A 14,120-nucleotide genomic window follows, 5' to 3' on the forward strand; every position below is an offset into this window, starting at 1 on the left:
GATCAGAGGGAGGCGCCGACGTGCTTGACCAGGTCGACCAGGCGGTTGGAGTAGCCCCACTCGTTGTCGTACCAGGAGACGACCTTGACCTGGTCGCCGATGACCTTGGTCAGGCCCGAGTCGAAGATGCTCGACGCCGGGTCGGTGACGATGTCGGAGGAGACGATCGGGTCGTCGGTGTAGACCAGGAAGCCCTTCATGGCGCCCTCGGAGGCGTCCTTGATGATCTGGTTGACCTCCTCGACCGTGGTCTCGCGGCTGGCCGTGAAGGTGAGGTCGGTCGCCGAGCCCGTGGGCACCGGGACGCGCAGCGCGTAGCCGTCGAGCTTGCCGGCGAGCTCGGGCAGCACGAGGCTGACGGCCTTCGCGGCGCCCGTCGAGGTGGGGACGATGTTGATCGCGGCGGCGCGGGCACGGCGCAGGTCGCTGTGCGGGGCGTCCTGCAGGTTCTGGTCCTGCGTGTACGCGTGGATCGTGGTCATGAGGCCCCGCTCGATGCCCAGGGCGTCGTTGAGCGCCTTCGCCAGCGGGGCGAGGCAGTTCGTGGTGCACGAGGCGTTCGAGATGACGGTGTGCTGCGTGCCGTCGTAGAGCTCGTGGTTGACGCCCATCACGATCGTGATGTCCTCGTTCTTGGCGGGCGCCGAGATGATGACCTTCTTCGCGCCGCCGTCGACGTGCGCCTTCGCCTTGGTCGCGTCGGTGAAGAATCCGGTGGACTCCACGACGATGTCGACACCGACGCTGGCCCAGTCGAGCTTCGCGGGGTCGCGCTCGGCAAACGCGGCGATCTTCTGGTCGCCGACCGTGATCGACGTGTCGTCGTACGTGACGTCGGCGTCGAGGCGGCCCAGGATCGAGTCGTACTTCAGGAGGGTCGCGAGCGTCTTGTTGTCGGTGAGGTCGTTGACGGCGACGATCTCGATGTCGCCACCAGCGGCACGCGCCGCTCGGAAGAAGTTACGGCCGATGCGGCCAAAGCCATTGATGCCAACGCGAACGGTCACGGCGTGATGCTCCTGAAGTGGGGTGGACCTGGATCAGGGGTCAGCCTATCGAAGTCCGAGACCGCCCTGACCGCGGTGGCGTCGATTCCGTCGTCCCGGACGATCGCGGGCACCAGCCCGGCGGCGGCGCACGCTGCTGCCGTCGCGGGTGCCTGACGGCGCGAGGTCTCGATCAGCAGCACGCCGCCGGGTCGGAGCCAGGCGGGAGCCTCACGAGCCAGGCGCCGGTGGAGGTCGAGACCGTCGACTCCCCCGTCGAGCGCCACCGTCGGTTCGTGGAGGCGCGCCTCGGGCGGCATGTGGGCGATCTCCGCCGTCGGGACGTAGGGAGCGTTGGCGACCAGCACGTCGACGCGCCCGCGCAGCGAGGTCGGCAGCGGTGCCGTCAGGTCGCCCTCGTGGACGCTCCCCCGGCCTGCGAGGTTCAGGCGGGCCGACGTCAGCGGCACCGGGTCCAGGTCGGCGGCGTGCAGCTCGGCGCCGGGCAGCGCCCGTGCGACCAGGGCGGCGATCGGAGCGACCCCGCAGCACACCTCCACGAGGAGGTGCGGCCGAGCCTCGATCGCCAGCCGGGCCAGCAGCACGGTGCGCTGCCGCGGGACGAAGCACCCGCGGCCGACGACCAACCGGAGCCCGTCGACCTCGACCCAGCCGAGCACGGTCTCGAGCGGCTCTCCCGCGGCGCGGCGCCGCACCAGGAGCTCCAGCTCGGCGCCCGAGGCCTCGGCGCTCAGGAGGGCAGCCTCGTCCTCGGCGAAGACGCAGCCCGCGGCGCGGAGCCGCTGGACCAACCCCGGGTCGGTCACGACTCGGGGAGGTCCTCCAGGGTGGCCTCGGTGTCGGGAATGCCTTGTTCCGCGGCGATCTTGTCGGCCATCGCGAGCAGTCGGCGGATGCGACCGGCGATCGCGTCCTTCGTCAGCGGCGGCACGTGCAGCTGACCCAGCTCCTCCAGGCTCGCCTGACGGTGCTCGACGCGCAGCACGCCAGCGAGCTTGAGGTGGTCGGGGACGTCGTCGCCCAGGATCTCGAGGGCCCGCGCGGCACGAGCGCCGGCGGCGACCGCGGCGCGGGCCGAGCGGCGCAGGTTGGCGTCGTCGAAGTTGGCGAGGCGGTTGGCCGTGGCACGGACCTCACGGCGCAGGCGCCGCTCCTCCCACGCCAGCAGGGTCTCGTGGGCGCCCAGGCGGGTCAGCAGAGCGCCGATGGCCTCACCGTCGCGGATCACGACCCGGTCGAACCCCCGCACCTCCTTGGACTTCGCCGAGATGCCGAGTCGGCGAGCCGCACCGACCAGCGCCAGCGCGGCCTCGTGACCGGGGCAGCTGATCTCCAGGGCCGACGACCGGCCGGGCTCGGTCAGCGAGCCGTGCGCCAGGAAGGCACCGCGCCACGCCGAGACCGCGTCGCAGGACGAGCCACCGACGACGGCCGGCGGAAGACCGCGGATGGGGCGTCCCGAGCCGTCGATGATGCCGGTCTGCTGCGCGAGGGCCTCGCCGCCCTGACTGACGCGGACGACGTAGGAGGTGTTCTTGCGCAGGCCGTTGGGCTGCATCACGACGATCTCGCTGGGGTGCCCGTAGATGTCGCCGATGTCCTTGCGCAGGCGACGGGCCGCGCCGCCGCTGTCGAGCTCGGCCTCGATCACGACCTTGCCCGCGACGAGGTGGAGCCCACCGGCGAAGCGCAGGATCGAGGCCACCTCGGCCTTGCGACAGCACGCCTTCGTCACGGTGGTGGCCACGAGCTCGGACTTCACCTGGGACGTCAACGCCATGCGGGACACTCTATGCCGGGGTCAGAAACCGTCCGAACGCTTTCGCCAACCTGGTGGGGTCGTGCTGGTCGCTGCCGAGCGCCTGGGCGACGTCGTCGACGACCAGACGGGCGCCCAGCTGACGCGCCGTGGCCTCCAGGTGACCCGCGTCGTCGACGACGCTGGAGTCGGCCAGGACGACGTCGATCGCCAGCTCGGGCGCGTGGGCCGAGAGCACCTCGAGGTGGTCGGTGGCACTGAGGCCCTCGGTCTCGCGGTCGCCCCGGAGGTTCAGCACGAGGGCTCGGCGGGCGGAGGTGCCCACCAGGGCGTCACGCAGGCCAGGGACGAGGAGCGTGGGCATGACGCTCGTGAACCAGGAGCCCGGGCCCACGACGACCCAGTCGGCGTCGTGCACGGCGGCCACGGCCTCGGGGCAGGCCGGCGGGTCCTGCGGGTCCAGGCGCACGCTGACGACCTGGCCGTCGACCGAGGCGACCTCGGCCTGGCCACGCACGATCGTGAGCCCGTCGGGAGCCGAGACGAGGTGGACGTCGGCCTCGATGTCGAGCGGGACGGCCGCCATCGGCAGCACGCGCCCCTTCGACCCGAGCAGCTCGCCCACGAGGTCCAGGCCGGCGACGGTGTCGCCCAGTCGTTCCCAGATCGCGGCGATCAGGAGGTTGCCGATCGCGTGCCCGGCGAGCGGGCCGTCGCCCGCGAACCGGTGCTGCAGGACGCTGGCCCACCGCTGGCCGTGCTCGTCGTCACCGCTGAGTGCGGCGAGGGCCATCCGCAGGTCGCCCGGCGGGAGAATGCCGAACTCCTCGCGGAGCCGACCGGAGGAACCGCCGTTGTCGGCGACCGTGACGATGCCGGTGAGGTCGGGCGTCAGGCGACGCAGCGCCGTCAGGCTGGCTGCGAGACCGTGCCCTCCCCCGAGCGCGGCGACGCGCAGGGGGCTCGTCATTCGCGCCCCAGGTCGCGGTGCACCACCAGCGTGCTGACGCCGCGGGCTCGGAGTCGTTCGGCGAAGGCCTCCGACATCGCGACGGACCGGTGCCGCCCGCCGGTGCAGCCGATGGCCAGCGTGAGGAAGTGCTTGTCCTCGTGCAGGAACCCGTCGGTCAGCAGCGAGATCAGGTCCTCGTAGCGGTCGAGGAACTCCTCGGCCCGCGGCTGGCTGCGGACGAACTCGCGCACCGGGTCGTCGAGACCGCTCATGGCGCGGAGCTCGGGCTCCCAGTACGGATTGGGCAGGAAGCGCATGTCGGCGACCATGTCGGCGTCGATCGGGATGCCGTACTTGAAGCCGAACGACATGACCGAGGCGCGGAGCCCGCGGGATCCGGGCTCGCCGAAGGCGGCGCGGAGGCGCTGGCCGAGCTGGTGCACGTTGAGCGACGTCGTGTCGACCACGAGGTCGGCGCCCGCCCGCACACGGCGCAGCAGCTGGCGCTCCGCCACGAAGCCGTCCATCAGACGGCCTTCCAGGCTCAGCGGGTGGGGGCGGCGGGCCGCCTCCTGGCGACGCACCAGCACCTCGTCGCTGGCCTCGAGGTACAGCACGCGGGTGGGAACGCCCCGCTTGCGCAGGCGCCCGAGGGCTTCGGCGAGCTCGCCGAAGAACGACCGGGAACGGGCATCGACGACGACCGCCAGCAGGTCGATGTCGGCTGCCTTCTCGACGGTGTCGATCGTGGAGTCGAGCAGCACCGGCGGCAGGTTGTCGATGACGTAGTAGCCGAGCTTCTCCAGCACCTTCGCGGCGGTGCCACGCCCCGCCCCGGTCATGCCCGTGATGACGACGGCTTCCTTCAGCTCACTCATGGCGACAGCCGCTCCTCGTCCTAGTCGTCGATGATCTCGCCCGTGGCGGTGTTGACCGACACCGACGGCGCCGCTCCTGCGAGAGCCGTCGCGATCGATTCTGCCGTAGTGCGCCCGACGCCCGGAACCTCGGCGATCTCCTCGACCGTCGCAGCCCGCAGCTTCTTGAGCGTGCCGAACTTCTTCATGACCGCGGCGCGACGCGACGGACCGAGGCCCTCGACCTCGTCGAGCACCGAGGCGGTCATCGAGGTGCTGCGCCGCTTGCGGTGGTGGCTGATCGCGAACCGGTGGGCCTCGTCGCGCACGCGCTGGAGCATGTAGAGCCCCTCGCTGGTGCGCGGCAGGATCACGGGGTGCTCGTCGTCGGGCAGCCAGACCTCCTCGAGCCGCTTGGCCAGACCGACCAGGGCGATGTCGGTGATGCCCAGCTCGTCGAGCGCCTGCTTGGCCGCCGCGACCTGCGGCGGGCCGCCGTCGACCACGACGAGCGACGGGGCGTAGGCGAACCGTCGCTTCTCGGCGACGGCCTCGGCGGGCTCGGGCGGCAGCTCGCCGTGCTCGATCACCTGGGGCCCCTCGAGGTGTCGCTTGAAGCGTCGGCTGATGACCTCGTGCATCGCCGCGACGTCGCTCTGGCCCTCGTGCCGCACGACGAACCGTCGGTACTCGGACTTGCGCGGCAGGCCGTCCTCGAACACGACCATCGAGGCCACGATCTCGGTGCCCTGGAGGTTCGAGATGTCGAAGCACTCGATGCGCAGGGGCGCGTCGGGCAGCCCGAGCGCGGCCTGCAGCTCCTCCAGCGCGATGCTGCGGGTCGTGAGGTCGCCGGCGCGCTTCATCTTGTGCCGGGCGAGCGCCTGCTGGGCGTTCTGCTCGACGGTCTCGAGCAGGCTGCGCTTGTCGCCACGCTGCGGCACGCGGAACCGGACCGCGCCGCCGCGGTGCTCGCTGAGCAGCTCGGCCACGAGGCCCGCGTCGGACGGCTCGACCGGCACGAGCACCTCGCGGGGCATCGCCGAGGGGGCGCCCTCGGCGTACAGGGTCATGACGGCGCGCTGGACGAGCTCGGGAAGCTCTGCGTCGTCGGCCCGGTCGGCGACCCATCCGCGCTGGCCCCGGACGCGCCCACCGCGCACCGAGAAGATCTGCACCGCGACCTCGAGCGGGTCCTCGGCGAATCCCAGGACGTCGGCGTCGGTGCCGTCGGCAAGCACCACGGTCTGCTTCTCGAGGACCTTGTCGAGCGCCCCGAGGTCGTCGCGGTACTTCGCCGCGAGCTCGAACTCGAGGTTGTCGGAGGCGCTCTGCATCTTCTGCTTGAGCTCGCGCGTGATGACCTTCGTGCTGCCGCTCATGAAGCCCATGAAGTCGTCCACGATCTCGCGGTGCTCCTGCGGCGTGACCCGACCGACGCAGGGGGCGGCGCACTTGCCGATGTCGCCCAGCAGGCAGGGTCGTCCCGCCGCCTGCGCGCCGCGGAAGGTGCCGGCCGAGCACGAGCGCATCGGGAAGACCCGCAGCAGCGTGTCGACGGTGTCGCGGATGGCCCAGGCGTGGGAGTAGGGCCCGAAGTAGCGGACGCCCTTGCGCTGGGACCCGCGCATGACCTGCACGCGCGGGATCGCCTCGCCCACCGTGAACGCGAGCCAGGGGTACGACTTGTCGTCGCGGTACTTGACGTTGAACCGCGGGTCGAACTGCTTGATCCAGGTGTACTCGAGCTGCAGCGCCTCGACCTCGGTGCCCACGACGGTCCACTCCACGGACGCGGCCGTGGTGACCATGCGGCGCGTGCGCTCGTGCAGCCCGTCGGGATCGGCGAAGTACGACGTGAGGCGTTGGCGCAACGACTTGGCCTTGCCGACGTAGATGACCCGGCCGTCGGCGTCACGGAACTTGTAGACCCCCGGCTCGGTCGGGATCTCCCCCGTCCGGGGACGGTAAGTCGCTGGATCGGCCATCGCGGATCAGTCCAGCAGCGGGGCGAGGAACTGCCCCGTGTGGCTCGCCTCGACCTTCGCGACGTCCTCGGGGGTGCCCTCGGCGATGACGATGCCGCCGCCGCTGCCGCCTTCTGGACCCATGTCGATGATCCAGTCGGCCGTCTTGATGACGTCGAGGTTGTGCTCGATGACGATGACGGAGTTACCGGTGTCGACGATGCGCCCCAGCACCAGCAGCAGCTTGCGGATGTCCTCGAAGTGCAGGCCCGTGGTGGGCTCGTCGAGGACGTACAGCGTGCGGCCCGTGGAGCGCTTCTGCAGCTCGGAGGCGAGCTTGACGCGCTGTGCCTCGCCTCCGGAGAGGGTGGGGGCGGGCTGGCCGAGGCGGACGTAGCCGAGGCCGACGTCGACGAGGGTGCGCAGGTGGCGCGCGATCGCCGGGATGGCCTCGAAGAACTCGACGGCCTCCTCGATCGGCATGTCGAGGACCTCGGCGATGGTCTTGCCCTTGTAGTGCACCTCGAGCGTCTCGCGGTTGTAGCGCGCGCCGTGACACACCTCGCACGGGACGTAGACGTCGGGCAGGAAGTTCATCTCGATCTTGATCGTGCCGTCGCCGGCGCACGCCTCGCAGCGTCCGCCCTTGATGTTGAACGAGAAGCGTCCCTGCTGGTAGCCCCGCATCTTGGCCTCGGGGGTCTGCGCGAAGAGCTTGCGCACGTGGTCGAACACGCCGGTGTACGTGGCCGGGTTGGAGCGCGGGGTGCGCCCGATCGGCGACTGGTCGACGTGGATGACCTTGTCGACCTGGTCGAGCCCGTCGATCGTGCGGTGGCGGCCCGGGATGGTGCGCGCGCCGTAGATCGTCCGGGCGAGCGAGCGGTACAGGATGTCGTTGACCAGCGTGGACTTGCCCGAGCCGGACACCCCCGTGACCGCGACGAGCTGGCCCAGCGGGAAGTCGACGTCGATGTCGCGCAGGTTGTTCTCACGCGCGCCGCGCACCGTGAGGGCGCGCTCCTTCTGGCGCGGGCGACGGACCTCGGGGACGGGGATCTTCTCGCGCCCCGAGAGGTACTTGCCGGTGATGGAGTCCTTGCTCTTCAGCAGCTCCTCGACCGGGCCGGACACGATGACCTGGCCGCCGTGCTCACCCGCTCCCGGGCCGATGTCGACGACCCAGTCGGCGACCGCGATCGTGTCCTCGTCGTGCTCGACGACGATCAGGGTGTTGCCCAGGTCGCGCAGGCGCTGCAGCGTCTCGATGAGGCGCCGGTTGTCGCGCTGGTGCAGGCCGATGGAGGGCTCGTCGAGGACGTAGAGCACGCCCACGAGCCCAGCACCGATCTGCGTCGCGAGGCGGATGCGCTGGGCCTCGCCGCCCGACAGCGAACCGGCTGCCCGGTCGAGCGAGATGTAGTCGAGGCCGACGTCGAGCAGGAACTGCAGACGCTCGTCGATCTCCTTCAGCACGCGCTCGCCGATCTGCAGCTCGCGGTCGTTCATCGCCAGCCCGCGCAGGTACACCGCGGCCTCGGCGATCGACAGGTTGCTGACCTCGGCGATGTTCTTGGGGCCGAGCTCCGGGTGGTCGAGCAGGACCGCGCGGATGACGGGCTTGAGACGGGTGCCGTCGCACGCGCCGCAGGGGACCTCGCGCATGAAGCCCTCGAGGCGCTCCCGGTTGGTCTCGGAGTCGGTCTCGGCGTGGCGGCGCTGCACGAACTCGACCGCGCCGTCGAAGACGGTGTCGTACTCGCGCTGACGGCCGTAGCGGTTCTTGTAGACCACGTGGACCTTGCCGGGGCGGCCGTACATCAGGATCTTCTGGACGTCGTCGGACAGCTCGCCGTACGGCACGTCGGTGCTGAAGCCGAGCTCGCGACCCAGCGCCTGCAGGATGCGCAGGAAGTAGTCGGACATCTGGTTGTACGACCACGGCGCGATGGCGCCCTGGTCGAGCGACTTCTGCGGGTCGGGGACGACGAGCTCGGGGTCGACCTCCATGCGCACGCCGAGGCCGTGGCACTCGGCGCAGGCGCCGAACGGCGCGTTGAAGGAGAACGACCGCGGCTCGAGCTCGTCGACCGCGAGCGGGTGGTCGTTGGGGCAGGCGAGCTTCTCGGAGAAGCGGCGCGTGCGCTCCGGGTCGTCCTCGGGCAGGTCGACGAAGTCGATGATGACGAGCCCGTCGGCCAGGCCGAGGGCGGTCTCGACCGACTCGGTGAGCCGCTGCTGCGCGCTGCGCTTGGCCTGCAGGCGGTCGACGACGACGTCGATCGTGTGCTTCTTCTGCTTGGCGAGCTTCGGCGGCTCGTCGGCGAGCATGTGGACCTCGCCGTCGACGACGGATCGGCTGAAGCCCTGAGCCTGGAGCTGGCGGAACAGGTCGAGGTACTCGCCCTTGCGGCCGCGGATGACCGGCGCGAGCACCTGGAACCGGGTGCCCTCGGGCGAGGTGAGGATGCGGTCGACGATCTGCTGCGGTGTCTGGCGCGTGATCGGCTCACCGCACTCGGGGCAGTGCGCGCGCCCCGCGCGGGCGTAGAGCAGGCGCAGGTAGTCGTAGACCTCGGTGATCGTGCCGACCGTCGAGCGGGGGTTGCGCGAGGTGGACTTCTGGTCGATCGAGACCGCGGGTGAGAGGCCCTCGATGAAGTCGACGTCGGGCTTGTCCATCTGCCCCAGGAACTGGCGCGCGTACGCCGAGAGCGACTCGACGTAGCGGCGCTGGCCCTCGGCGAAGATCGTGTCGAAGGCGAGCGAGGACTTGCCCGAGCCGGACAGACCGGTGAAGACGATCAGCGCGTCACGGGGCAGGTCGAGCGAGACGTCCTTCAGGTTGTGCTCGCGCGCGCCTCGGACGACGATCTGGTCGATGCTGCTGCCCCCGCGAGGCGATCGTGCAGGCTTGCGGGCAGGACTGGACGACGTACGAGTGGGCACCCGTTCAGCCTAACCAGGGGGTCTGACAGTTTCGCGTCGAGCGGGCGGCGGACGCCAGGACCCGGCCCCTAGGATCGGCAGCATGACGTACACCGGAGAGGTCGAGGTCGGAGGCGCGGCGGACGTGCAGGACGCCGGAGACCTGGAGATCACCAAGCTGGCCGTCGGGCCGATGTCGAACAACGTGTACCTCCTGCGGTGCACGCTGACCGGCGAGCGGCTCGTCATCGACGCCGCCGACGACGCCGAGCGGATCCTCGCGGAGATCGGCGAGGAGGACGTGGCGCGCATCGTCACGACCCACCGCCACCCCGACCACTGGGCCGCGCTGGACGAGGTCCGCACCGCGACGGGTGCCGAGACGATCGCCGGCGAGCGCGACGCCGAGGGCATCGACGTCGTGACCGACGTCATGGTCGCCACCGGTGCCCGGGTGCGCGTCGGCTCCTGCGAGCTCGAGGTCGTCGAGATCGTGGGCCACACCCCCGGCTCGATCGTCCTGGCCTACGACGACCCCGACGGCATCGTCCACCTATTCACGGGCGACTCCCTGTTCCCCGGAGGCGTCGGCAAGACCTGGTCCGAGGGAGACTTCGCGACCCTCATCGACGAGGTCGAGTCCAAGATCTTCGGCCGCTTCCCCGACGACACGCGCTTCTACCCCGGTCACGGCAACGACTCGACCCTCGGCGCCGAGCGCGCCAGCATCCCGGAGTGGCGCGCCCGCGGCTGGTGAGGAGCGGTCAGGTCGGCGGCACGTCGTCCAGGGCGCGGTAGACCGCGTGCACGGCGACGGCCCGCTCGAGCTGGACCGAGGCGTCGGTGAAGAACTGGCGGCGGTACGTCTCGTCGGTGACGGCTGACACCGTGAAGTACAGCCCCGAGAAGGCGGCGAGGAAGACCGCGACCTGGAACAGGTCGTTGGTGATCGGCACGTGGCTGCCGATCCGGGACGGCAGGTCCGAGACCGGCTGACCGGTCCACGCCTCCACGGTGGGGTCCGGGATCGCCAGCGCCCCGAACACGACGAAGAACGCGAACAGACCGACCGTCAGCAGCAGGACCTGCACCGCCTGGCTGAACAGCAGCACGAGCACCAGGTTCGCCCGGGCGAAGCGCGGCAGCTCCCCCACGCGCACGTCGGCGCCGGGTGCCAGGTCGGCCGCCGGCGTGCCGTGGCAGCAGTCGACGAGGCGGTCGCCCACGACGTCGTCCTCGACCGAGCGCACCTCCTCCGGCAGGCGCACGAGCAGGAAGGCGGTCGCGACCAGCGCGAACGCACCGGCCGAGAGCCACAGCACCGTGCGCGACATCAGCGCCGCGACCTGCCAGACCTCCGCGTTGATGAACAGGAACGTGACCGCGAGGAGCAGGAGCGGCAGGGCCCGGGTCAGCAGCGGCAACAGCAGTCCGAGCGACCCGAACGTGCGACGCACGGCCCAGCGGACCATCGTGCCCATCCGCAGGAGGCGTCCCGCGTACAGCGCCAGCAGCAGCACGAACACCGCCACTCCGGAGAGGATCCCGTCGCCCGCGTCGCCGATCGTGCGCGACACCGCGACCCCGGCACCGACGCCCAGCGCGACCAGCGCGAGGATCAGCGCCACGATGCGGCGGCGCCCCAGCCATCGCTCGACCGTCTCGGCCTGGTCACCCACGAAGTACGGAAGCCCGTTGTCGTCGAACCACGACTCGAGCCGGTCGCGGTCGCTCATGCGCCCAGACGGACCGGGAGCTCCTCGACCCCGAACACGAAGCTCAGCTGGCGGAACGACAGCTCGGACTCCGGCCGGTCCAGCGCGAGATCGGGGAAGCGTCGCAGCAGGGCCGGGAGCACGATCCGCAGCTCCATGCGCGCCAGCTCGGCACCGATGCAGCGGTGGATGCCGTGCCCGAACGCCAGATGGCCGCTCTTCGGCACGCGGTACGGGTCGAACGCCTCGGGCGACTCCCCCGCGCTCTCGGGATCGCGGTTGGCCCCCGACAACGAGGCCAGGATGACGTCGCCGGCCTTGACCTGCGTGCCGAACAGCTCCATGTCGCGCTTGGCGAACCGTGGGAACGCGACCTGCACGACGGCGAGGTAGCGCAGCAGCTCCTCGACGACGCGGTCGACGTCCTCGCGCGAGCCGTCCCGCGTGAGCGCCGCGTACGCCGGGTCGCGCAGCAGCACGATCGTGCCGAGCGCGATCATGCCGGCCGTGGTCTCGAAGCCACCCGTGAAGACGCCGTCGGCCAGGCCCGCGAGGTCGACGTCGGAGATCTCGTCGCCCTCGTCGCGGATGATCTGGCCGATCAGGCCCGGTCCGGGCTCGACCCGCTGGCGCGCGACGGCGTCGAAGAGGAACTCGCGCTGCGCCGAGACGGCGCCGAAGGCGGCCGCCGCACCGTTGGTCGCGTCGAATCGCGCGCTGCCGAGGCCGGCGAACGTCTCGCGGTCGTCGTAGTCGAGGCCCAGCAGGTCGCAGATCGTCTGGAACGGGACCGGGAACGCGAGGTGCTGGGCGAGGTCGGCCACGCCGCCGTTGTCGGCCGCTGCCTTGGCGAGGTCGTCGAGCTGGCGCTCGACCCGCTCCTCGATCAGCGGCTCGAGCCGGGCGAGACGGCGCATCGTGAACTCGGGCGTGATGATCTTGCGCAGCCGCGTGTGTAGCGGCGGGTCGGTGAAGCCCAGGCCGCCGATGTCGTCGGAGGTCGCGGGCCCGTCGCCCGAGAAGAGGTGACGGATGTCGTTGGAGTACTCGTCACGGGCCGTCAGGATCTGGCGCGTCTCCTCGTGACCGGTGACGAGGTAGGCCGTGAAGTCGAACGGCAGGTCGAGCCGGCGCATCGGCTCGGACGCGCGCCACTGCGCGATCTGGGGCAGAGGATCGGTGCTGTCGCGCTGCAGCGGGACCTTGGTCTCCTCGGGCAGGAACGAGATCGACGCGAGGTCGATGCCCTTGCGGCGGATACGCCGGACCACCAGGGCGGCCAGCCAGCGCTTGACCACACCTGGAACGCGGGCTTGCAGCGTCGACACCTGCAGCAAGATACACGGACTTCGCGACCGATTGGTCACGCCTCACCGGTTGCGCGGTGCGTCGCACAGGGCCACGGTAGGGGGCTACGAGAAGTTCAGGCGCTCTAGAAACGGGGACCACGCATGGCTCACGCAGCTGACACCGAGGAACAACCCACCGAGCTCAAGAGGGTGCTGGGGCCGAAGCTCCTCCTCCTGTTCATCGTCGGCGACATCCTGGGAGCCGGCGTCTACGCCGTCACCGGACAGATGGCCGGCGTCGTCGGCGGCGTCGTGTGGTTGCCGTTCCTGCTGGCGTTCGTCGTCGCGACGATCACCGCCCTGTCCTACCTCGAGCTCGTGACGAAGTACCCCCAGGCGGCGGGCGCAGCGCTGTACGCGCACAAGGCGTTCGGCGTCCACTTCATCACCTTCATCGTCGCGTTCGCCGTGGTCTGCTCCGGCATCACGAGCGCCTCCACCGCGTCGGCGACCCTGTCGGGCTTCCTCAGCGACGGTCTCCGCCTCAACGGGTGGATCGGTGAGGACGGCTTCAGCGACGCCACCATCACGATCATCGCCATGCTGTTCATGGTGCTGCTCGCGGCGATCAACCTGCGCGGCGTCGGCGAGAGCGTGAAGTTCAACGTCGTGCTGACCCTGGTCGAGGTCACCGCCCTCACGATCGTCATCGGCGTCGGCTTCGCGGTCATCGCGCGCGGCGACGGCGACCTGGCCCGCATCACGGTCTTCGAGAACCCCGAGGGCAAGAACCTGTTCCTCGCCGTCACGATCGCGACGTCGATCGCGTTCTTCGCGATGGTGGGCTTCGAGGACGCCGTCAACATGGTCGAGGAGACCCAGAACCCGCAGAAGATCTTCCCGCGCACGATGCTGACCGGCCTCGGCATCGCCGTGATCCTCTACATGCTGGTCGCCGTGGCGGTCGTCAGCGTCCTCAGCTCCGACCAGATCAACCAGATCAACGCCGACGGCGACCGAGCCCTGCTGGCGGTCGTGTCCCAGGGCGCGCCGGACTTCCCGATGGACAAGATCTTCCCGTTCCTCGCGGTGTTCGCCGTCGCCAACACGGCCCTGATCAACATGCTCATGGCGAGCCGCCTGATCTACGGCATGGCGAAGCAGAACGTGCTGCCGCGCCAGCTTGGTGCGGTGCTGCCCGGTCGGCGCACGCCGTGGACCGCGATCGGATTCACGACGATCCTGGCGCTCGGCCTGATCCTGTACGTCCGCCAGGACGCCGACAGCGACATCGTGCTGAACCTGGCCACGGTGACGTCATTCCTGCTGCTGTGCGTGTTCGCCGTCGTGAACGTGTCCTGCCTCGTGCTGCGCGGCAAGCGTCACCAGCACGTCAAGACGTTCTTCACCTCGCCCGGCCCGATGCCCGCCGTGGGTGCGGTCCTGTGCCTGTACCTGGCCGGCCCGTGGGTCGACCGCGACGGGATCGTCTACGAGATCGCCGGTGGCCTGATGGCGATCGGTGTCGTGCTGTGGTTCGTGACCTGGGGCATCAACAAGGCCACGGGTCAGGGCGGCGGCAAGTTCGAGGACGCGAGCAAGCTGGAGGAGTAGCTCCTCCCCCGCACGAGGAAGGGCCCCGACAC

General features: G+C 70.4%; 11 protein-coding genes. 2 read left to right on the forward strand and 9 right to left on the reverse strand.

Annotation, left to right across the window (positions count from 1 at the left end; translation table 11 throughout):
- Positions 1–2: 2 nt before the first annotated feature.
- Genes gap through uvrA form a run of 7 tightly spaced genes read right to left on the reverse strand, consistent with a single transcriptional unit; the run spans position 3 to position 9,425 of the window.
- The gene (gene gap, locus ABD127_RS04900; RefSeq protein ID WP_229054148.1) at positions 3–1,007 is read right to left on the reverse strand and encodes a type I glyceraldehyde-3-phosphate dehydrogenase; all 1,005 of its coding nucleotides are present in this window, start codon (positions 1,005–1,007) and stop codon (positions 3–5) included.
- A complete protein-coding gene (locus ABD127_RS04905; protein WP_344198318.1) occupies positions 1,004–1,813 on the reverse strand; it encodes a putative protein N(5)-glutamine methyltransferase in 810 nt (269 codons plus the stop codon). Before ABD127_RS04905 ends, gap begins: the two co-directional genes overlap by 4 nt.
- The gene (whiA, locus tag ABD127_RS04910) at positions 1,810–2,787 is read right to left on the reverse strand and encodes a DNA-binding protein WhiA (protein ID WP_344198320.1); all 978 of its coding nucleotides are present in this window, start codon (positions 2,785–2,787) and stop codon (positions 1,810–1,812) included. The genes ABD127_RS04905 and whiA overlap by 4 nt, the downstream gene beginning before the upstream one ends.
- 10 nt (positions 2,788–2,797) lie before the next feature.
- On the reverse strand, positions 2,798–3,736 hold the full coding sequence (locus ABD127_RS04915) for a gluconeogenesis factor YvcK family protein (protein ID WP_344198322.1): 939 nt from the start codon (positions 3,734–3,736) through the stop codon (positions 2,798–2,800).
- Entirely contained in the window at positions 3,733–4,596 is an 864-nt protein-coding gene (rapZ, locus tag ABD127_RS04920) for an RNase adapter RapZ (RefSeq protein WP_344198324.1), read from the reverse strand. Before rapZ ends, ABD127_RS04915 begins: the two co-directional genes overlap by 4 nt.
- 20 nt (positions 4,597–4,616) lie before the next feature.
- Positions 4,617–6,563 (reverse strand): excinuclease ABC subunit UvrC, encoded by a 1,947-nt coding sequence (uvrC, locus tag ABD127_RS04925; RefSeq protein WP_344198326.1) that lies wholly within the window; start codon positions 6,561–6,563, stop codon positions 4,617–4,619.
- Between the two features lie 6 nt (positions 6,564–6,569).
- A complete protein-coding gene (gene uvrA / locus ABD127_RS04930) occupies positions 6,570–9,425 on the reverse strand; it encodes an excinuclease ABC subunit UvrA (RefSeq protein WP_344199420.1) in 2,856 nt (951 codons plus the stop codon).
- 148 nt (positions 9,426–9,573) lie between these two features.
- Between uvrA and ABD127_RS04935 the strand changes: the two genes are divergently transcribed.
- Positions 9,574–10,227, forward strand: a complete 654-nt coding sequence (locus ABD127_RS04935) for an MBL fold metallo-hydrolase (RefSeq protein WP_344198329.1) — start codon at positions 9,574–9,576, stop codon at positions 10,225–10,227.
- Positions 10,228–10,234: 7 nt separating this feature from the next.
- Here ABD127_RS04935 and ABD127_RS04940 read toward each other — a convergent pair whose 3' ends face one another.
- The gene (locus ABD127_RS04940; RefSeq protein WP_344198331.1) at positions 10,235–11,206 is read right to left on the reverse strand and encodes a hypothetical protein; all 972 of its coding nucleotides are present in this window, start codon (positions 11,204–11,206) and stop codon (positions 10,235–10,237) included.
- Positions 11,203–12,513, reverse strand: a complete 1,311-nt coding sequence (locus ABD127_RS04945; protein WP_344198333.1) for a cytochrome P450 — start codon at positions 12,511–12,513, stop codon at positions 11,203–11,205. Before ABD127_RS04945 ends, ABD127_RS04940 begins: the two co-directional genes overlap by 4 nt.
- A 123-nt stretch (positions 12,514–12,636) precedes the next feature.
- Between ABD127_RS04945 and ABD127_RS04950 the strand changes: the two genes are divergently transcribed.
- The gene (locus ABD127_RS04950) at positions 12,637–14,088 is read left to right on the forward strand and encodes an APC family permease (protein WP_344198335.1); all 1,452 of its coding nucleotides are present in this window, start codon (positions 12,637–12,639) and stop codon (positions 14,086–14,088) included.
- Positions 14,089–14,120 lie beyond the last annotated feature (32 nt).

This window comes from Aeromicrobium alkaliterrae (genome assembly GCF_039529015.1).
GTDB lineage: Bacteria > Actinomycetota > Actinomycetes > Propionibacteriales > Nocardioidaceae > Aeromicrobium > Aeromicrobium alkaliterrae.

What these genes read in the sequence shown, in the direction of transcription:
- whiA (WP_344198320.1), bottom strand. Translation starts at nt 2,787, where the DNA reads ATGGCGTTGACGTCCCAGGTGAAGTCCGAGCTCGTGGCCACCACCGTG.
- ABD127_RS04915 (WP_344198322.1), bottom strand. Translation starts at nt 3,736, where the DNA reads ATGACGAGCCCCCTGCGCGTCGCCGCGCTCGGGGGAGGGCACGGTCTC.
- rapZ (WP_344198324.1), bottom strand. Translation starts at nt 4,596, where the DNA reads ATGAGTGAGCTGAAGGAAGCCGTCGTCATCACGGGCATGACCGGGGCG.
- uvrC (WP_344198326.1), bottom strand. Translation starts at nt 6,563, where the DNA reads ATGGCCGATCCAGCGACTTACCGTCCCCGGACGGGGGAGATCCCGACC.
- ABD127_RS04935 (WP_344198329.1), top strand. Translation starts at nt 9,574, where the DNA reads ATGACGTACACCGGAGAGGTCGAGGTCGGAGGCGCGGCGGACGTGCAG.
- ABD127_RS04940 (WP_344198331.1), bottom strand. Translation starts at nt 11,206, where the DNA reads ATGAGCGACCGCGACCGGCTCGAGTCGTGGTTCGACGACAACGGGCTT.
- ABD127_RS04950 (WP_344198335.1), top strand. Translation starts at nt 12,637, where the DNA reads ATGGCTCACGCAGCTGACACCGAGGAACAACCCACCGAGCTCAAGAGG.